The sequence below is a fragment of the Komagataeibacter rhaeticus genome, from assembly GCF_011611525.1.
GTDB lineage: Bacteria > Pseudomonadota > Alphaproteobacteria > Acetobacterales > Acetobacteraceae > Komagataeibacter > Komagataeibacter rhaeticus.
This window is the reverse complement of the sequence record NZ_CP050139.1, coordinates 47,010-67,149: the sequence shown is the minus strand read 5'-3', so window position 1 is coordinate 67,149 and position 20,140 is coordinate 47,010. Positions and strand designations below refer to the sequence as shown.

The following is a 20,140-nucleotide window of genomic DNA, read 5'->3' as shown; positions in this document are numbered from 1 at the left end:
TCCATGCGTATCGTCATTGATCTGCAGTCATGCCAGAATGGCAGTCGCCACCGTGGCATCGGCCGTTATGCCATGAGCCTGACCAAGGAAATGATTACCGTCGGCAAGGAACACGAGTTCCTGATTTTCCTGACGGACCGCTTTCCCGGCTCTGTCGACTATGTTCGCAAGGAACTGGCCGGTTTCCTGCCCCAGACTTCCATTTACGTCTGCAGCCTGACGGACAGCGTGGAAGCCGCCAGCCCGGACAATGCCTGGCGCACCCGCGCCGCCGAGATCCTGCGCACGGCCTTCATCACACGGCTTGAGCCCGACATGGTATTCATCCCCAGCCCCCTTGAGGGGCTGTGGGACAATGTGGTCGTCTCGATTGATCCCGCGCCCTATCCGGTCGCGGTCACCATCCATGACCTGATCCCGCTGGAAGATCCCAAACGCTATATTCCGGCCCAGAATGACCAGGATGCCTATGCGCGCCGTATCAGCACCGTAAAACAGGCCGATCTGCTGATCGCGATTTCCGATTTCGTAGCGGGCGAGGTCAGGAATCGCATAGGCGTGGAACCGGAAAAGGTCATAACCGCCCTCAATGGTATCGACCATCGGTTTACCCTCCCCAAGCCGGGCAGTACGAACCATACGGCCCTGCTGGGTCGCCTGGGGATATCAAGGCCGTTTGTCCTCAACACAAGCCCGCTTGAATATCGCAAGAACCTTGAAGGACTTATCGCGGCCTTCGGCAGCATGTCCCGACAGGTCAGAAGCAGCCATCAACTTGTCATCGTGGGCAAGATGAACGCGGATGCTCGTCCCTATCTTGACAAGCTGGTACGGGCAGAGGGACTGCCAGCCGATACCCTGGTGCTGACGGGTTTTGTCTCTGACGAAGATCTTGTTGCACTCTATGCCGCCTGTTCCCTGTTTGCCTTCCCCGCATGGAGCGAGGGATTCGGCCTGCCCCCGCTTGAGGCCATGGCCTGTGGCGCGCCGGTCATTTCCGCCAATACGACATCCCTGCCGGAGGTCGTGGGGCGTGCGGACATGCTGGTTGATCCCTCCTCCCCCCTTGTCTTCGGGCAGGCAATGGAGCGGGTCCTCGGCAATCCAGCGGTTCAGCAGGACCTGCGTGCGTATGGCATCGAGCGGGCCAAGGCCTTCACATGGACACGCCCCGCCCGGATCATCCTTTCTGCCTTTGAAAAACTGCATGCGCAGTCCCGCGCGCGCCAGCCTGCGCAGCAGCCCATCCTGCCACAGCGTCCCCGCGTTGCCCTTGTCTGTGCGCGGATGGATACGGACAGCCATGTGGCGGGCCGCCTGTCCGGTCTGGTTTCGGCCCTGAGTGCCGGATGCGACGTCACGTTGTATTCCATGACGCCCGACGACCATCTGGACCAGTGGACGGCCGCACAGGTCGAATGCCGGACACTGGAGGCACTGGACTGGGATGCCTCGCAGTTCGACCAGATCCTTTACGCGGGGGATTGCCATGACGCCCCGGTGCTGTCCGCCCCCATGGCCGCCCATCCCGGTCTTTTCATGCAGATGCGCCCGCTGGAATCCATCGATGACGGGGAGGCTGGCACTGCCATCCTGACGCCCACGATGCAGCGTGACATCGTCGCCTCCCAGGGCCTGGCCGGGCTTGTCACGGCCAGACAGGATCCGGGCACCCTGGCACAATGGAAGGAACTGGCGGGCAGCAGTCTTTCCCTGTACGCCCTGCGGACCCTGCCGGAAGGCAGCGCGGCCCTGCCTTTGCTCCCCCTGTCCGGTGACAAACATGCGGCAGCGCATTACCGCAGCTTTGCGCAGGTTGCCGATGATGCACCACTTGTTGCCGTCGTGATGTCCCGCAGTATTACGGTTGGCAGTTTCCTGGCAGCCTTCCGTGGCCTTGGCCGCACATTGCCCGATGCACGCATGGTTATCCATGTAACGGGCGAAAGGGCGGTCGCACCGGCGTCGGAAAAGCCCACGCTCCTGCAGGGCGGCATTCACACCTTTACAGGTCCGCTGACCCCGCATTATCGCGGCCTGCTGTCTGCCGCGGATCTTATCCTGCTCGGTTCGGATCTGCCCGAAGAGCTGGCGGAACGCTGCCTGAGCGATGCACGCGGACTGAAGCGCCCCGTTGTGGAAGCAGGCGACACGCGCACAGACCTTTCACGCGAAATTGCCGATACTATCGGCCCCCTGGGCACAAACGGTGCCCAACGGGTGGAACCGACCATGCTGCCGCCCTCCCGACCGATCGGGGCATGGGTCGAAGCCATAATGGCGGCGCAAAACGAACCCATCAGCAGCACGCCTTCACAGCTTTCCCATGTTCAGGCGATCCTGCCGGGCAGCGTGCGGAAAATACGGGCGGATTCAGACGATCTGGGGGCGGTTGCGATCGCACTTGCCCATAACGAGGCCATCGAGCGGGCACCACGCCTCTTCATTGATGTCACAGCCTATGCCGCGCCTGACGCCATCCGGCGTCTTGATTCCATGGCACGGCAGCAGCTTGCTACCCTGTTCCGGCAGGGTGGCAAGGATGTTTGTGCCGTCTATGGCGCGGGTGAGCATTTCATGCTTGCCAACCAGTTTACGGGCAGGCTGGCAGGCATAAGAAATTTCTACCTGCCAGATGAAATACTGGCCACACGTCCGGGGGACCGCATCATCGGGCTGGATTTCCTGTATGCCACCCTTGAGCCGCAGGCGGCATGGCAGCAGGCCCAGGCATTTGGGGCAACGGCGCTGTATTTCGCCGCTGGCAGGATTGCCGCGCAGTCAGGATGTGATAAAGCACTTGCAGACCTGATCCTGCAATGGGCCAGGGAAGCCACGACGGAACGGTCGCTCTCCGTGGTGATTCCCGCATCGGCATGGGAAAAACAGGTCTCAAATATCCAGCTTACGGAACTGCTGGGCCGCTTGTCCGGGCAGGGCAGGGCACTCGGCATTTTCTCGCTGGAAGGCCGTCCGGCCGACTGTGAAAACAGGGAGCAGACCGGAGCCATTACCCCGGTGAAGGCATCCGCTACGGTGGACCAGGCCGTGGAGGCACTAGACCAGCAGGTGATCACGGCATCGGACAGTGAAGTGTCGATGCAGTATACCGTCATGGGTCATCTGCTGGGCAGCTATAGCCTGGCAATCATCAACCGTGCCGTCGCCACCACACTGGAACAGGCCTATCCGGAGCGCACACATTTCCTGCCGTTCGAGACAGATCCCATCAGCCATACCGAAGGCGTTCCGGCCGACGAAAAGCAGCTGATGATCGATCTGTGCGCACGGCCACAGCCCGATCCGAACCGCGAAGTGATCATCAGCCAGCACTGGCCGGTCATGCCGCCTCCATCGCATCCACGACTGGCACTTTCCCTGTTTGCATGGGAGGAAACCCGCGTTCCGTCCGATATCGTCCAGACCCTCACCAACGGGTTCGATGCGATCATCTCGCCAGCCCAGTGCGTTACGGATGCGCTGAGCCTGTCTGGCTGCCGCCTGCCCATAGACACGATCGGTCAACCGGTTGAGCTTGCCCCCCTACGGGCACTGGCGCGCCAGCGCAAGCCCGTTACCCGGCCGATGCGCCGCTTCCTGCATATCTCGTCGTGCTTTCCCCGTAAGGGCGTGGATGTCCTGCTTGCCGCATGGGCCAGGGCCTTTACGAAAAAAGATGATGTCGAACTGGTCATCAAGACCTTCCCCAACCCCCATAACGACGTGCAGGAACAACTGGATGCCCTGCGCGGGCAATATCCGGCCATGGCTCCCGTCCAGATCATCAATCGTGATGTGGAGCCAGAGGAACTACTGACGTTCTACAGGACGGCTGATGTCATGGTCCTGCCCACACGCGGGGAGGGCTATAACCTGCCCGCACTTGAAGCGATGGTGGCGGGCCTGCCCCTGATCGTGACCGGCCACGGGGGGCAGAGGGATTTCTGCGGGCCGCATCAGGCAAGGCTGATCCGCTTCACTTTTGCCCGTTCCGGCAGTCATGTCGCAGGTTCACATTCGCTATGGGTGGAACCGGATGTGGACGACCTGACGGCTGCCCTGCGCGAATATGCCGACCCCGCCAATATCGCATTGATCGAGCAGCGGCGTCAGGCGGCGCTGGTGGCTGGCAATGTGGAAAATGACAATACCGCATGGGTACGCCGCTTCAGTGGCATGGTGCGTGACCTGCTTCAGCCGCAGGACCTGACAGCGCCCAGGGTCGGGTGGGTCAGCACCTGGAATATAAAATGTGGCATTGCGCAGTATTCCAATTACCTGATCGACCATATGAGCGATGAGCAGCAACAGAATATTACTGTTTTCTCCGATCATCGTTCAGAAAAGAACAGCAATCCCATCGCCTTTACACCCGTATGGGATTATGTTCAGGACACAGCACACGATGTTGCCGCAGCCACCGTGGAGCACGGGGTTGAAGCGCTGGTCATCCAGCATCAGGATGGGCTGATGGCATGGAACGAACTGGCCAGACTGGGGCAGGACCCACGTCTTTCCGATGTCGTGACCGTCGTCATCCTTCATAATGCCCGCAATCTACGGCGTGCCGACAAACAGACAATCGAGCAGACCGTACAGGGACTGAACCAGATGTCCCGCGTTCTTGTGCACAATATCGATGACATGAACTATCTTGTCAGTCTGGGCGTGCAACGTAATCTGGGTCTCTTCCCCCATGGGGCCTTTGCACCAAAACAGACTCCCTGGCCCCGCATCCTGAAGCGAAACGACGCGCCCGTTATCGGCTGTCACGGCTTTTTCTTCCGTCACAAGGGGATCGACAGGCTGATTCAGGCCGTTGCAAAATTGCGCCGCCAGTGGCCGGGCCTGAAACTGAGGCTGGTCAATGCCCGCTTCCCTGACGGCAGTCATGATCAGGTTATCGACCATTGCCGTGAATTGGCGGCAAAAGCCGGTCTTAAAGATGCCATCGAGTGGCATCTTGATTTTCTGCCGGTAGCAGAAATCGAAACCCTGCTTGAGGGCTGTGACGTAATTGTTCTGCCTTATGACGAAAGTGATGATTCCGCCAGCGGCGCGGTACGGACCGCGCTTGCCACCATGGTGCCGCTGGTCGCCACCCGCGTGAAAATTTTCTCGGAACTGGAGGGTGCGGTCGCCTGGGCCGATAACAATGATCCTGATGAGCTGGCAAAAGTCATTGCGCCATTACTGGAAAGCCCGGAAAAACGCCGCGCCATACAGGCCGGCATGCATGATTGGCTTATGGCCCATGACTGGCAACACATTGCACGCAATCTGGAAAACATGCTTTACGGACTGGTGCGCCAGAAACGTCTGGACTGGAATCATCCGCGCAACCGTTTCGATTAAAAAGGCAACATACCTGCGCAGTGCTGTGACCGACCTATAATGGCCCTGCGCTGGTCGACCGTTCTGCCACCCCATTGGCTTCGGATGCAACGGGCCGACCATGCAGGTATGAATGTCGCCAGCCATCCGGCAGGCCGGCGATCATACCCGAACCCTTACGGGCAGGTCGCAGCCTGAGGCAACCGCCTTTAAAGAGATCTTGTACGGTGTGGCATGTTCAAACGCTTCAGGGTCGTGCATGTCACTGCAATACTCCTCTGAGCGTAAGAAATTATTCAGATGCAACGCATTGATATGAATGAAATATTTCAGGAGCCACACTCCTTTAAGGAGGCAATGCTTCTGCAGCGTTCTGAATAACGGGCTACAGATCGGATGCTTCCAGCTGAACGGCAATCAGTGTTATGCGACCTGTCTGGCCGAAAGCGCCACGGCCTGTTTCGAACACCCTATCGGCAGATGCATATTCTTGCATGCCTGCAGCAATGATACCCACTGGTTAACCGGGCCCTATGGATACAACATGCGTATTCTGCATATGGCCAGCCTACAGAAAACCTGATAAAAGGCGATCCGTTGATAGTGCCTGTGCCTCTTGGTAGTATGCATGATGCATGAGGTTATTTCGATTCCAACCGTTTTTTGCCATAATTCTCAGACACGGTGCTAAATTGACAATCTTCTGTTTCCCAAAAGAGTTGAAGCCACATCAACGTCATGTTCGAAACAGAAGATGGATCATCGCACTGACCGGGGGACTTCTGCTGCTGTCAGGCTGCAATTCCTTACCCGATAGTGGCCCGACCGAATCACGGATCAACAGTTCCCAGCGTAATCCAAAAAAAAATGCGGTTGGCTATAGCATCATCCCCATTACACCACAGCTGATCTCGTCCCTGCAAAGCGAGGCCCCCCCTCTTTTCAGCAGTCTGGACAGCGCCGATCCCCATCCGATGCGCACCAGCACCAATGATACGATTGGCCCCGGCGATGTCATTCAGGTTGCCGTCTATGAAGTTGGGACCGCGCTCTTTGGTTCATCCAGTTCAGCCATGAGCGCGGCAAGCAGCAGTTCCGGCAATGGTCTGCTGGGGGCTGCCCAGCCCTCCCCCATTCCCCTGTTGGGCGTGGATGGTAATGGCAACGTTCAGGTTCCGTTTGTGGGCCAGATCAATGTAGCCGGCATGACGGCCAGCCAGGCTGCCCAGGCCATCCAGTCCAGGCTGAAGCAGAAATCTGCCGCCCCCCAGGTCATGGTCCGGATTGCAACGGATATTGCCAATTCAGTGATGGTTTACGGCGGTGTCCGGCGCCCCAGTCGCATTCCGCTCACGCCAAACCGGGAGCATATCCTGGATGTCATCGCACTGGCGGGCGGACAGGAACATGCCAGTCAGACCCAGAATCAGGTCCAGAACCAGATGGACGAGGACTATATGGTCCGCCTGACCCGCAATGGTCGCGTGACCGAAGTCCCTCTCAAGGTCGTCGAGGATGACCCCAGCCAGAATATCGTCATGCAGCCGGGTGACCGGGTCCAGCTAACATATGAACCCCGTACCTTTACATCGTTTGGTGCAAGTGAGCACGTAAACCAGATCCAGTTCCCGACACCGATCCTGACAATGACGGATGCGATTTCCCTCATCGGTGGCCCATCGGATGCACGCGCCGACCCGAATGCCGTCTATCTCTTCCGTTTCGAGCACACGGATGTCCTTCAGCGCATGGGCATATCGGTTGACACAAGTGCCCCCACGGCACCGGTGGTTTATCAGATAGACATGATGAACCCCAGCAACTATTTCCTTGCACAGAAATTCATTATGCGGGACAGGGACCTTATTTATGTAGCCAATGCCGCCAGTAACAAATTCTATAAATTCTTCAGCCTCATCAGTACGGTCATTGCACCGGGAATTGCAGCAGCATGGATTGTCAGATAAAAGCCGCGCCCAACAAGTAGCAGGACCATCAGAAATACCTTCCATACCTGTTACAGCAAGACACCCTCCTCTCTCCTCTCCCGGAAGTCCATTTTATGAATACCGATCTACATGCTCCTGATGAAGGGTCGTATCGCCCCGAAGATGTCTCCGTGCTGGCACGGCTACTGGGCGGAATTCAGAACCGGATACGGGACAATCTGTATTTCATTATATTCGTTATTGCACCGACTTTACTGACAGTACTGTACCTGACATTAATCGCTACACCTCAATATATATCAGAAGCACATTTCGTGGTGCGCGGCCATTCATCACAGTCGGGCATCTCACTGAGCAATATCCTGCAATCCAGCGGCGGAGGAGGCGGGGTTTCCTCAGAAAATACATATGTAGTCCAGGACTATCTCCAATCCCGCGACGCAGCCGAACTTCTGATCAAGCAGAATAACCTGCTTGATGTCTACACACGTCCGGAAGCTGACTTTATTGCCCGCTTTTCCGGTCTGTCCGGGCTTGGATTCAAGAAAGACTTCGAGCATTTTTATAAATACTACCAGAATCATGTACTGGTTGAGCAGGATACGGAAACCAATATTTCCATTCTGACGGTTCGTACTTTCCGCGCAGCTGATTCCCAGAATGTTGCCCGTGCCCTTCTGAATGCTGGCGAAAACCTGGTGAACGAAATCAATCGGCGCCAGCGTGAGAACCTGATTCATATGACCTCACTTGATGTGCAGGCATCAGAGGCGAAGCTGCGCGAAATCAACCAGAAACTGGCAGAATACCGTAATGTCGTGGCCCTGATTGATCCCCTGCGGCAATCTACCCCGATGATCAGCTTTGTAACCAATCTGCAGAACATGCTGACTTCCACAAACATGCAGCTGAACCAGTTGCAGCAATCAGCGCCGAACAGCCCCCTGATTGCCGCCTACAAGCGACAGGCTGCCATTTTAGAGGAACAGATAAAGCAATCCGGCAAACTTATTACAGGTTCCGATGAGTCGCTTGTTCCCAAAATTACCGGCTATGATGACCTGATGGTACAACGCGAACTGCAGCAGCGTATCCTGGCCAGTAATGTTGCATCGCTTGAAGCTGCCAAGCAGCAGGCCAACCAACAGATGATCTATGTGGATGAAGTTGCCCAGCCCAATGCACCCGACTGGCCCGAATACCCCCGCAATCTTCTGGTTCTCAGCATCGTGTTTATGTCCCTGCTGGGGTTGTACGTGATGGGCAAGCTTCTTATTGCCAGTGCTCAGGAACGCAATCTGCACTAGATGGTCCGATCCGTTTCATGACGTAATTTGCAAAAAAGAATCCATCATGCTGCGCTGTATAGACATCGTTAAAGACTACCATATCGACAAAGGCTCCCGTCGCATACTGGACCGTGTCAGCTTCCAGATCGAACGGGGCGAAAAGCTTGGTATTCTGGGACGTAACGGCGCAGGCAAATCCACGCTGATCAAGATTATCGGCGGCGTTGAACTGGCAACCTCTGGCCGGATTGAACAGAGCATGTCTGTTTCCTGGCCCCTTGCATTTGGCGGCGCGTTTCAGGGCAGTCTGAGCGGACTTGATAATCTTCGATTTATCTGCCGTATCTATAATCTGGATTATAAGAAAACACGTAAATACGTTGATGATTTCTCAGAACTGGGAAAGCAGCTTCTTGATCCTGTTAAAACATATTCGTCTGGTATGCGGGCACGACTTGCCTTTGCGCTTTCTGTTGTAATCGAATTTGATTGCTATCTTATTGATGAAGTAATCATGGTTGGCGATGCCCGCTTCTATCAACGCTGCCGCGATGAACTTTTTACCAAACGCGCAGATCGGGCGCTGATTATCGTTTCTCATGACATGAACTTCATTAAAGAAATATGTGACAGAAGTGCAGTGATACATAATAAAAAAATGATTGAATGTAGTAGCGTTGAAGAAGGTATCGATCTTTACCATTCTCTTTAGTTCATGTGAATTTTTATTATATTATTGTGCGTGACTTCTCAAACTAGATGTTTAGCCCCAGGATTTGATGGTGCATTATTTTCACGAGAGTGGAAGGATGCGCTATGGGTCAGGTTCACCACGGGAACGCCACGACGACAGCGGCAGTCCGTCGAGCGATACAGCATAGTCAAGAGAGCCTGAGGGCTCTGGCGAAACGCTACGGGATCAACTCGAAGACGGTTGCCAAATGGAAAGGGCGGCCCGAAGGCTCCTCTTTCGACGGTCTTGTCGATCGAAGAGGAAGCCATCGTCGTAGCGTTCCGCCGCCATACATTATTGCCCCTGGACGACTGCCGTTACGCGCTACAGGTGACGATCCCGCGTCTGACGCGCTCTTCATTGCATCGTTGTCTTCAGCGCCATGGGATCAGCCGACTGCCCGCGACACCGAGGGCGACAAGCCGAAGCGCGCGAAGTTCAAGACTTATCCGATCGGCTATTTTCATATCGACATCGCCGAAGTCCGCACCGAAATGGGGCGCCTCTATCTCTTCGTGGTGGTTGACCGGACGTCGAAATTCGCATTTGTCCAACTGCACCAGAAAGCAACACGTCGCATTGCCGGTGACTTCCTGCACACCCTTGCCGCTACGGTTCCATACCGCATCCATACCGTGCTGACCGACAACGGCACGCATTTCACCGATCCGACCGGCGACGGATGGACACCGGAGGATATCAAAGCCATGTGGGCCGATGGCATCGTGTTTCGTTACCATTCTTTCGAAGCGGCCTGTGCCGACCTCGATATCGAGCATCGCCTGACAAAGCCCCGACATCCGTGGACGAATGGCCAGGTCAAACGCATGAACCGGACGATCAAGGAGGCAACGGTCAAGCACTTCCATTACGAAACGCACGACCAACTGCGCCAGCACCTCAGCGATTTCGTCGCAGCCTACAATTTCGATCGCAGGCTCAAGACACTGCGCGGGCTCACCCCATATGAATTCATTTGCCAGCAGCGGGAAAAAGACCCATCACGGTTCATACAAAATCCGCACCATCAAATCCTGGGACTAAACATCTAAGGCGTGCATTCTGATCCTGGGTATTTTGCATGAAGGCAGAAACTTTATGGGGAAGCAGTCCGCTACTTCCCAGTCCGGTCTGGTCAGCAAAAACAGATGACATCAGTTACGTCTGCTCCAATGAAGAATGGTATCCCCGGCTACCGTGACTGATCCATGCGCTCGGGGAATACTCAGATTGGGCGATCAGTAACCTGATGCAAAAGAATGCCACAGTCTGCACGCTGGATGCGGTGACTATGCTGAGAAAACGTGTGAATGACGCGGTATTACGCGAGGCAGGAACGCCAATGGCATGGCCTGTGACCCCAACATTCGAAAAACATGATTCATGACTTAATGACACATTTCACCAATGTGCAAGCCTGCATCAGGCATGCTAATTCCACGGATGAAAGATCATGATGTGGATCACACGCATACGAGCATGATTGGCACTGCCGATAGGAACGTGGCGGCAACTGCAGTAAGTTGGAATTGAAGGAGCAGTCTTCACCGGGGATAACCTGCCACAGGTCAGGCAACCGGCAGTTGACCGATCGGGCATGGATTTTCCCAGATGAGCACGGGAACACGGATGAAGCAGGAATGCATGCGGGTTCGGACCTGGCTGTATGATCATGCCTGGCCTTATTGGGCGGCGCATGGCGTGGACAGGGTGCATGGTGGCTTTGTCGAATACCTTGATCTGGCCGGTCGTGATGGCGGGGCACCGTTCAAGCGCGTACGCGCGCAGGCCCGGCAGTTATACTGCTTTTCACAGGCCGCTCTTCTGGGCCTCCCTGGCGCACGCGAAATTTCTGATAACTGCTGGCAATTTTTCGATAGGCATGCCCGGCGTGGTGACGGGGGATGGGCACGGCGCATGGATCGCACCGGTGTCATTATTGACCCGACCAGCGATGCCTATGATCTGGCCTTCGTGCTACTGGCCCATGCGTGGCGTTATCGATTGACGCGCGACCCGGTATTGATTGAAAGCGCTGCCGGGGTGATCACCACCCTGAACAGTGACCTGAAGGCACCCGGGGGCCTTGGCTGGCTGGCCGATGCGGGCACTTCCGGGCCACGACAGCAGAACCCCCATATGCATATCATGGAAGCGGCGCTCGAAATGCTTGATGCCAGTGGTGACGCGCGCTTCGCTGCGTTGGCGCACCAGGTGGCCGATCTTTTCCTGCATCATATCATAGACCGCAAAACAGGTGTCCTGCGTGAATTTTTCACTGCCGACTGGAAGCCGCTGGATTCCGCAGAGGGACATATTATCGAGCCGGGCCATATGCTGGAATGGGTATGGATTCTGGTGCGTGCACACCGTCTGCTTGGACTGGCAACGCTGGATGATGTCCAACGTCTTTATGCCTTTGCCACCTGTCACGGCACCGACGCGCACACTGGTCTCATTTATGACCAGATCAGGTCCACTGGTGCCCCCCTGAGCAGAGACAGCCGCCTCTGGCCCCAGACGGAAGCGTTAAAGGCACATATTGCGATGATGGAAACATTCGGGCTGGATACATCTCCCCAGATCAGCGTGACTGTTGATAACCTGTTCCGCCATTATCTGGACCATGCCCCCTTGGGTACATGGATTGACCATCGCCGTTTTGATGGTAGCCCCAAGGTCGACAAAATTCCGTCTACCTCCCTGTATCACCTGCAACTGGCGTTTACCGAATTGCTCCGTGCCCAATCCACACCTGGATATGACACAGTGGCTGTTTGAAAAACGCTTTATCCAAGACTTTCTTATGATTGCTAGATATCTTCTCGCCAGGCTTTCCAAACAACCTCTGACACTCAGTTGCATTTTATGGCGTGCATGGGGGCAGGTCGCGTATGACCCTGCTTCCCACCTCATGGCTTCGTCATGCACCACACAATGCAACTGTAGAACCAACGGGCCAGCCTGACTTCGATTTCAGAAAAACAGGGTCAATGCCCGGGACTATGCTCCAGTCCCACAAACCGAAGCATGTGACCCAGTTCGGTCTTTGCCATCTTCCCGGCCTGTGCCAGCAGGGCATCACGATCTATATAACCCATGCGGAACGCAACTTCGGTGGGCGAACCGACCAGCATGCCCTGGCGTGACTGAATGGTCTGCACGAAATTACTGGCCTGCATCAGGCTGTCGGGCATGCCGGCATCCAGCCAGGCGCATCCACGCCCCAACTGGTCAACATTCAGCGTGCCTTTTCCCAGATACATCTTGTTCAAAACTGTTTTGATGTTGCCAGTGTCATAGGATGCAGGCGCGTCCCGGACCCACCGGCCAGCAGGATGCCCTTCATCGGCCGGGGCTGTGTCACGGATGTGGTTTTCATGCCTTTGTTCCCAGTCTTTGTCCTGTGTAGCGCTGCGCACGAATGCCTTCCCACCAGGCGCGGTTATCCAGATACCACTGGATGGTACGCCGGATGCCGGTTTCAAAATCGTGCCGGGCTTTCCAGTCCAGCGCCTGTTCAGCGTGGCTGGGATCAATCTCGTAACGGAAATCATGACCGGGACGGTCCGTGACAAAACGGATCAGGCGTTCACGCGGCCCTTCGGGATCAGGCACCAGTTCATCCAGCACGGCACAGATGGTCTTGACAACCTGCAGGTTCGTGCGGGGCTGGCGCGCACCAATAGCGTAGGTTTCACCCGGCTGCCCGCGTTCGATCGCCTTGACCAGGGCCTCGGCATGATCTTCCACGAACAGCCAGTCGCGAATGTTTTCACCCCTGCCGTAAACCGGCAGTTCCTTCCCTTCGATGGCGTTGATGGTGACAAGCGGGATGAGCTTTTCAGGGAAGTGCCAGATCCCGTAGTTGTTCGTGGTATTGGTTACGAAAGTGGGCAGGCCATAGGTATGGTACCACGCGCGCACGATATGGTCGGATGCCGCCTTGGACGCGGAATAGGGACTGCGGGGATCATAGGGTGTGGTTTCGGTAAAGGGCGGATCGCCCAGTTCCAGATGGCCGAAGACTTCGTCGGTGGAGATATGATGGAAGCGGAACGCCTTCCGACGGTTGCCATCCAGCCCTTTCCAGTAGCGATGAGCAGCTTCCAGCAATGTGTACGTGCCCATCACATTGGTCTGCATGAACACACCCGGCCCATCAATGGAACGGTCCACATGGCTTTCCGCCGCAAGATGCATGACGGCATCAGGCTGATGGGTTTCAAACAGGTGCTGCATCGCCGTGGCATCAAGGATGCTGGCGGAACTATGAAGGTAGCGGTCACTGGACGCAACTTCCGCCACGCTATCGGGAGAAGCGGCATAGGTCATGCAATCTACATTGATGACGCCATGTTCCGTATTGCGGATAAGATGCCTTACCACAGAAGAACCAATAAATCCGCATCCCCCACTTAATAATATTTTCATTATGCTTCCAAAAATTTAACAATTTTTGTAAAAATATTAGCTGACACCCATTTTATTCAATAAATAAACAGGTTTCAAGGGCACCGAAAGCGTGCCCTTTTCCCCCGTCTGGCAGTCATGCGTACCATGCCCTGGCTTCCGGTTCCGCCACCAGATCCAGTCGCCCCCTAGCAAACCGGGGATGGGAAGCCGGATCATTTTCAAGCCAGCGGGACCACCGTGACAGGAAAAGGGCCCGCTCTTCCCCGGGTGGAATCGTCTCGCCACGGGAGATTTTCTCCGCATGGGTAAAGACTGCATCCGGGTTGTAAACAAGGCGGTACCCCAGATTCCGAATGCGCAGGCACAGGTCGATATCATTGAATTCAAGGCTGAAGCGTTCGTCAAACCCGTTTATCCGCTCCAGCACCGTTCGTCTGGTTGCAAACACCGCACCTGTGACCATGGACCACTCACGTTGGGCCATGGCCCAGTCCTGATAGGTTTTTGCACCGGCGGGCCAGTTGAGCCAGGCGTGGACAACAGCCCCAAAGGCAGGGAATATGCCTGCGTGCTGAAGGCTGCCGTCCTCGTAATAAAGACGCGCGCCCACACCCCCGACCGTTTTATCGCATGCGAAGCCCAGCATGGCCCTTATCCAGTCAGGCGTAAGCGGGTTCGCGTCGTCGTTAAGGAAAATGATGTATTCATCCGAAGCACTTCGCCACAGCCGGTTCATCTTCGCTGCATAGTTGAAGCATGTGCCTGGCGGCCTTACGGTTTCAACCCGCCTGAACGCGAAAGGCCACTCGCGCTTCGCCCAGTCCGGTTCCCCCGCAACATCATCACCGACAATCACGGTTACCCTGTCCATGGGCCAGCGGGCCTGGGCAATCCCTGCCAGAAGATGTTCCACATAGGTCTTGTCCGACCCGGATACCCGGCTCCGGCAGGTCGGAATCACGATCGAGACGGACGGGCACGCATCATCCGTGAAACGCCTTTGCTGCGAGAGTAGCCCGGCGCTGTTGCCAGGAGCGAATTCGATACCATCACCAGACACCTGCGCGGACAGGGCGATACAACGCGCCTGGGTGTCCGCAACGGGGCGCTGGCCCTTATAACCGACCAGGACATGCGGGATCCGGCTTATCGTTTTTCCCGCTTCAGCCACGCGAAGGACAAGATCGTAAAGAACCGCCGTGCCATGCCGGGAATCCAGTCCGCCCACTTCCAGAAGGGTGTGACGACGAATAAAAACAGGTGCGCCGATATAATCCTGTGCCGCCAGTAATGTGCGGTCAAAATCCGGTTTCAGGCGGATCCGGTCGAGCATGTCTTCTTCCGCGGCAATATCGTCCGCATAGAACAGCACGACATCCGGCCGCCGTTCCGCCGCATCCAGAAGCAGGGAAACAACATCGGGGGAGACATAGGCGTTATGGGGCGCAAAAAACAGCCAGTCATCCGCTGCACCTTCAGGAAGCGGTTTTTCATTCCATGAAAGATCATGGGCAAGCCGGACAGGCATCACGCCATCTGCAGGTACGAATGCATCGAATTCCTGTGCGGATGCAAAAGTGGGATTGACCTGGGGGGGCTGGGGCAGATGGGTCATCGGCCGCCGCTTGTGCGGGAGCATTGTCCGGTCAGGCTGGGTGCTGGCCGCAACATCTGACAGACGCGCCATGATCGTATGCGCTATCGTGTCGGCAGAAAACAGACGTGAAATTCTTTCCCTGGCGGCCGTGCCAATGGCAGGGTTCCGGTTCGCAACGGCTCCTGCCGCCTTTACCAGTGCGCCTGCCATGGCGGCTTCATCCATCCTGCCGCCCGGGTGTCCCGGTGCGGTCCGGTCTGTGCTGGCCGTGCCCATTTCCTGTGCGGATGCCACGGGGTAGCCGCAACTTTTATCCAGGAACTCCGCGATATCCGTACTGTCGGGCGCGATGACCGATTTGCCCATGGCCATGGCTTCGGCAGCGATCTGTCTCGCGTCCAATGCAGAATGCAGGCTGACATAGATGTCGGATATATTGAAGAGACTGCCTGCCTCATTGTCATCCACATGGCCTTCAAGGACATGGACGCCAGTTGTCCGGGTCATCAGTGCGGACAGGTTTTTTTCGGCTTCCGGTTCTGTATGGGCACCTCGATGTACCAGAACCAGCGTCCAGTTTTCCTGTGCCAGGCCAGACCGGGCAAAGGCGTCAAGCAGTGCAGCGGTATTTTCCCGTGCCAGCCTATCGCCCATGTCCACAACGCCAAAAATAATGTGGCTGTCCGGGTCTATCCGGCTACGTTGCAAGATGGTTTGACGCTGCGACACGATGGAGGCAGGCATGTAAACGGCACGGGGTACGACCTCCACCGGCACACTGACCTTGCCAGCCAGCAAAGCCGCGCAACGTGGGCTGGACACCCATATCCGGTCCATCCCCTTACACTGCTTGTGCCAAGCTGGCGGCAGGCTGTCCATTTCTGTTGTCCAGTACCCGATACGCTGCTTGGCAGACGCGATGACGGCATGCTGCGCATCGGTCAGCATTTCCGCACAGAGCGAATCAAACTGGATCAGGGCAATGTCTGGCTGGGTATGAAAGTCGATCGTCTCTATGGCGGGACAGATCTGCTGATGGTCATGATAAGGTCTGGCAATGGGATAGGCATTGAGTTGAATGTCGGCGCGCCGTAGCGTGCATAGCAGTTCACGGCTTGTCGCACCGATCCTGCCTTCATAATTCCATGGCCCAAGACAGGCCACACGCAGGCGATGGTCCGGCAGGATGACCGTATAGGGCTGTCTGTCGACCAGCAGCCCACGTTCTGCCCCGACGGGCAAGTCGGAAAGTTCCCCTGCAAGAAGCGAAGCCCGGACCAGATTGATGTCAAAGCCTGTCTTCTGCAAGACGGCAGGCCAGCTCTTCTGCAATTTCCTGAGAAATTTCTTGTGCCCTGTAGAGGCTGCGAATTCCTTGCGCAGCATGAGCAGTTTAATGAAAGGAAAACCCTGATCGATCAGTTCCTTCCAGCCAAAAATGGTCGGATTGGCCGAGACAGGACTTGTATAAATCGCCCTGATTGTAAGGCCGCCTGCCTGCATTATTTTGGCGAACGGGATTTCATATATACGGATTACCGTATCTTTATCATCAATTCGTTCTATATTGCGAATAAAATCATTGAACACCAAAGAACAGAGCGCCTTTGGTTTAAAGCCGAGAAAATAGCTCTGAATATGCCAACCATATTCATGGCTTGCCGTAAGCCCGGCAATATCCGTTGGACAGCTCCGGATACGGTCGATCATCCTCTGGAATACATCGCTCTCCAGCGTAGGTATGACGCTATCATTGGTTATGATAAGGAAATTTGCGCCGAACAGGTCAGGATAAAGCTGGAAGGCATGCTGCCATGCCCCGAAATCGTAGCCGGCATTATCCCGCACGATGATGCCATTGGCCACGGCACTCTCTTCTTCGGTAAATTCCACCGGGCGGTCAACAATAACAACAAGAATGACCAGCAGGCCAGCATCCCGCAACTGTTTCATATACGGCAGGACATGGGGCTTCAGGCGCCCTGCGGGTACATGGGTAATAAGGATGGCTACATCACGCTTCAGGATCTGCCCCGGTTCCTTGACAATAATATGCCGCGGTCCCTGGGTTGCGTGTTTAATATTGTCCAGTTCACGAAGCGCATCGGGGTGATCAGGTTTTTCCTGCAAGGCCTGGTTCAGACCCGTCAGGGCCAGAGGAATATTGGCCATTCTCTGGGCCAGAAGGCCCAGATGCAGGGGCGCATCACCATCATTCCCAGGCAATGTGCTGGCATGACGGTAAACTGCCAGGGCTTTGTCGAGAAAACCGGCTTCTTTCAGGGCATGGCCAAGCTGCACCCAGATGTCCCGTCTGTCGGGATCGATTTCCAGACTTTTTTCATAATGGGTAATCGCGCCTGACCAGTCTCCTTCATCCCGGCAGGTATGCGCTTCCTCCAGCATTCTTTCGTAAGAATATATATGGTCTGCATCAGGATGATCGGGGTTCTCCTGCAGTAACTGGCGCCGGCCTGCCATGGCAAGGACAGGTTTGTTCATTCTTTGGGCCAGAAGCCCGAAATGCAGGGGGGCATCACCGTCATTTCCCGACAAGTCGCAGGCAGAACGATAGGCTTCCAGGGCTTTTTCGGGAAAATTGGCTTCCTTCAGGGCATGGCCAAGCTGCACCCAGATATCCCGTCTGTCGGGATTGATCTCCAGACTTTTTTCATAATGGGTAATCGCGCCTGACCAGTCTCCTTCATCCCGGCAGGTATGCGCTTCCTCCAGCATTCTTTCGTAAGAATATATATGGTCTGCATCAGGATGATCGGGGTTCTCCTGCAGTAACTGGCGCCGGCCTGCCATGGCAAGAACGGGTTTGTTCATTCTTTGGGCCAGAAGCCCGAAATGCAGGGGGGCATCACCATCGTTTCCCGGCAAGGCGCAGGCAGAACGATAGGCTTCCAGGGCCTTTTCGGGAAAATTGGCTTCCTTCAGGGCATGGCCAAGCTGCACCCAGATGTCCCGTCTGTCGGGATCGATTTCCAGACTTTTTTCATAATAGGTAATCGCGCCTGACCAGTCACCTTTATCCCGGCATATATCAGCTTTACTAAGTAACTTCTTATATTTCCTTTTCAAAAGAGGCAGAAATTTTTCCATTTAATACTTATCTCCGATATTAACTGGTGGCTTAGGTCATGAATCAATGAAAATTTTCAATAACACTATCTGAATAAGAAAAAATATCCAGCCACTTGCTGTCTTTTAGCAGAAGCGATTAACCGAAGCGAGAGCCTGCCCGGTGGTACGTCCCTTTGTCATGCCTGGAATTTTCGCTGTACATATGGATAAAAGTCGTAACATCGGCCACGACATCCTGCATCCATGCGGCAAACCAGCGCGTACCCTGATTGCTCCAGGATGCCAGTTTCAGGCTGACCGGATCCCTGTCATATGTGTACCTTGGGCAGGCATGCCAAACCCGCTGTAAATGCTGTTTCAAAATTCCCCACATGTGCTGTCGGAAAATTCCCCAGCACGGATATGGTGATCAGCCATTGAGGTGATCGATAGCTCCATGCTTTGGGGGCCTACCGCGGCGCTTTGGCGCTGCCGGTGGCATCAGATTGGCGTGGGCCCGTGTATGCTCGGGGATCAGATCGGCATGCTGGCGCAGGCGATAGCTGGCACCTTCGATGTGGACGACGACAGCATTGAAGATCAGGACTTCATGTGTATGGTGCTGGATCTCGACCACGCGACGGCGGGCAGTGTCAGGCACACTGTAATAATTGCCGGCCACCGCCACCATCCCCTCGCGGCTGATCCGCCGCTCGACGCTCAGAACAGCATCGTAGCGCAGGGCAGGCAATGGATGCAGATGGGGCTGCTCCTGTGCAAAATGCTCCTGCACGATCCGCCCGGTGGTGGCATGTGCCCGCGCGTTGGCGATATCCGCGCGCCAGACGTCGAACTGGGCGTTGAGGTCATCGAGATCATGGAAGCTGCGGCCAAGGAAGAAGTCCTGACGGATGTAGCGGAAGGGTCGCTCGACCTTGCCCTTGGTCTTGGCGCGATAGGGCTGGCAGGCTCTGGGGGCGCTGCCATAATGGGCCAGAAGCGCCACCAGCGAGGCATTGTAGGTCACCACGCCCGCATCATCCTCACCGATGACAGCGGTCTTCATGCGATCGTAGAGAATTTCCGTGCAGCAGCCCGCCATCGCCTCGAAGGCGGCGATGTGGCAACGCATCACTGTTTCCAGACCCTGGTTCGGGCAGAAACGTCCCCACAGCCAGCGACTGTGCCCCAGCACCATGCTGAACAACCAGACCTTGCGCACGATGCCTGGCTCGCCGGTGAAGACTGTCTGGAATTCCGCAAAATCGACCTGCGCCTGAACGCCGGCTCCGGTCTCGAAGCGCCGCTCATAAGGCCTGGGCAGCGGGGGGCGGATTTGCCGGAGATATTCCGTCAGCGATGAATAGGCACCGTCATATCCCATGTCGCGAATTTCACGATGCAGCCTGCGCGATGAAAGTCCGGGATAACTTGCCATCCGCTCCAACAGATAGGTTCGATAAGGTTCTGCTGCGCTGGCCACCGGTTTACGCGGTGCATAGGCTGGAGTCTCCAGCCCATTGGCCAGATACTTCTTCACTGTCTTGCGATCGAGCCCTGTCTGGCGCGCGATGGCGCTGATGCTGAGCCCCTGTCTTTTGAGTTCCTGGATCAAAACGACCTCCCTGAGTCCTATCACCTGCTCGCCCTTCCTTTGGCATCAGCAGGGATAAATGTGCCGCGTGATCGTCATGGGGGCATGCCCCCATGACGATCACGCACAGTCCTCAAACTGGGGAATTTTCAACCAGCA

The 20,140-nt window shown here is 55.9% G+C and carries 9 protein-coding genes and 3 pseudogenes; 6 read left to right on the top strand and 6 right to left on the bottom strand.

Annotated features, from left to right (window positions below; translation table 11 throughout):
- Positions 1 to 3 precede the first annotated feature (3 nt).
- The 6 genes and pseudogenes from GWK63_RS00270 (at position 4) to GWK63_RS00245 (ending at position 12,086) form a co-directional block, all read left to right on the top strand.
- Complete coding sequence (locus GWK63_RS00270; protein WP_007397173.1) at positions 4 to 5,355, top strand: glycosyltransferase; 5,352 nt, start codon at positions 4 to 6, stop codon at positions 5,353 to 5,355.
- Between the two features lie 671 nt (positions 5,356 to 6,026).
- The gene (locus GWK63_RS00265; RefSeq protein ID WP_007397177.1) at positions 6,027 to 7,301 is read left to right on the top strand and encodes a polysaccharide biosynthesis/export family protein; all 1,275 of its coding nucleotides are present in this window, start codon (positions 6,027 to 6,029) and stop codon (positions 7,299 to 7,301) included.
- A gap of 95 nt (positions 7,302 to 7,396) precedes the next feature.
- Complete coding sequence (locus tag GWK63_RS00260; protein WP_034930507.1) at positions 7,397 to 8,590, top strand: capsule biosynthesis protein; 1,194 nt, start codon at positions 7,397 to 7,399, stop codon at positions 8,588 to 8,590.
- Between the two features lie 46 nt (positions 8,591 to 8,636).
- Positions 8,637 to 9,284, top strand: coding sequence for an ABC transporter ATP-binding protein (locus tag GWK63_RS00255; RefSeq protein ID WP_034930510.1), 648 nt, complete (start codon positions 8,637 to 8,639; stop codon positions 9,282 to 9,284).
- A 104-nt stretch (positions 9,285 to 9,388) separates the two neighbouring features.
- Positions 9,389 to 10,357: pseudogene (locus GWK63_RS00250) on the top strand (IS481 family transposase).
- 577 nt (positions 10,358 to 10,934) lie between these two features.
- On the top strand, positions 10,935 to 12,086 hold the full coding sequence (locus GWK63_RS00245; RefSeq protein WP_099963281.1) for an AGE family epimerase/isomerase: 1,152 nt from the start codon (positions 10,935 to 10,937) through the stop codon (positions 12,084 to 12,086).
- Positions 12,087 to 12,295: 209 nt separating this feature from the next.
- Here GWK63_RS00245 and GWK63_RS00240 read toward each other — a convergent pair.
- From GWK63_RS00240 to istA, 6 genes and pseudogenes are all read right to left on the bottom strand, one after another.
- Positions 12,296 to 12,586 (bottom strand): annotated as a pseudogene (locus tag GWK63_RS00240) (glucose-1-phosphate thymidylyltransferase); the annotation flags it as partial.
- On the bottom strand, positions 12,577 to 12,654 hold the full coding sequence (locus GWK63_RS17510) for a sugar phosphate nucleotidyltransferase (RefSeq protein WP_223846716.1): 78 nt from the start codon (positions 12,652 to 12,654) through the stop codon (positions 12,577 to 12,579). The pseudogene GWK63_RS00240 and the gene GWK63_RS17510, both read right to left, overlap by 10 nt.
- 29 nt (positions 12,655 to 12,683) lie before the next feature.
- Entirely contained in the window at positions 12,684 to 13,739 is a 1,056-nt protein-coding gene (rfbB, locus tag GWK63_RS00230) for a dTDP-glucose 4,6-dehydratase (RefSeq protein WP_039998535.1), read from the bottom strand.
- A 115-nt stretch (positions 13,740 to 13,854) separates the two neighbouring features.
- Complete coding sequence (locus GWK63_RS17135) at positions 13,855 to 16,560, bottom strand: glycosyltransferase (RefSeq protein WP_240919159.1); 2,706 nt, start codon at positions 16,558 to 16,560, stop codon at positions 13,855 to 13,857.
- 78 nt (positions 16,561 to 16,638) lie between these two features.
- Positions 16,639 to 18,426 (bottom strand): annotated as a pseudogene (locus tag GWK63_RS17505) (tetratricopeptide repeat protein); the annotation flags it as partial.
- Between the two features lie 391 nt (positions 18,427 to 18,817).
- Positions 18,818 to 20,002, bottom strand: a complete 1,185-nt coding sequence (gene istA / locus GWK63_RS00220) for an IS21 family transposase (protein WP_408885786.1) — start codon at positions 20,000 to 20,002, stop codon at positions 18,818 to 18,820.
- Positions 20,003 to 20,140: the final 138 nt, after the last annotated feature.

Excerpts from the sequence above, each read along its gene's own strand:
- GWK63_RS00270 (WP_007397173.1), top strand. The coding sequence starts at position 4 with ATGCGTATCGTCATTGATCTGCAGTCATGCCAGAATGGCAGTCGCCAC.
- GWK63_RS00260 (WP_034930507.1), top strand. The coding sequence starts at position 7,397 with ATGAATACCGATCTACATGCTCCTGATGAAGGGTCGTATCGCCCCGAA.
- GWK63_RS00255 (WP_034930510.1), top strand. The coding sequence starts at position 8,637 with ATGCTGCGCTGTATAGACATCGTTAAAGACTACCATATCGACAAAGGC.
- GWK63_RS00245 (WP_099963281.1), top strand. The coding sequence starts at position 10,935 with ATGAAGCAGGAATGCATGCGGGTTCGGACCTGGCTGTATGATCATGCC.
- GWK63_RS17510 (WP_223846716.1), bottom strand. The coding sequence starts at position 12,654 with ATGAAGGGCATCCTGCTGGCCGGTGGGTCCGGGACGCGCCTGCATCCT.
- rfbB (WP_039998535.1), bottom strand. The coding sequence starts at position 13,739 with ATGAAAATATTATTAAGTGGGGGATGCGGATTTATTGGTTCTTCTGTG.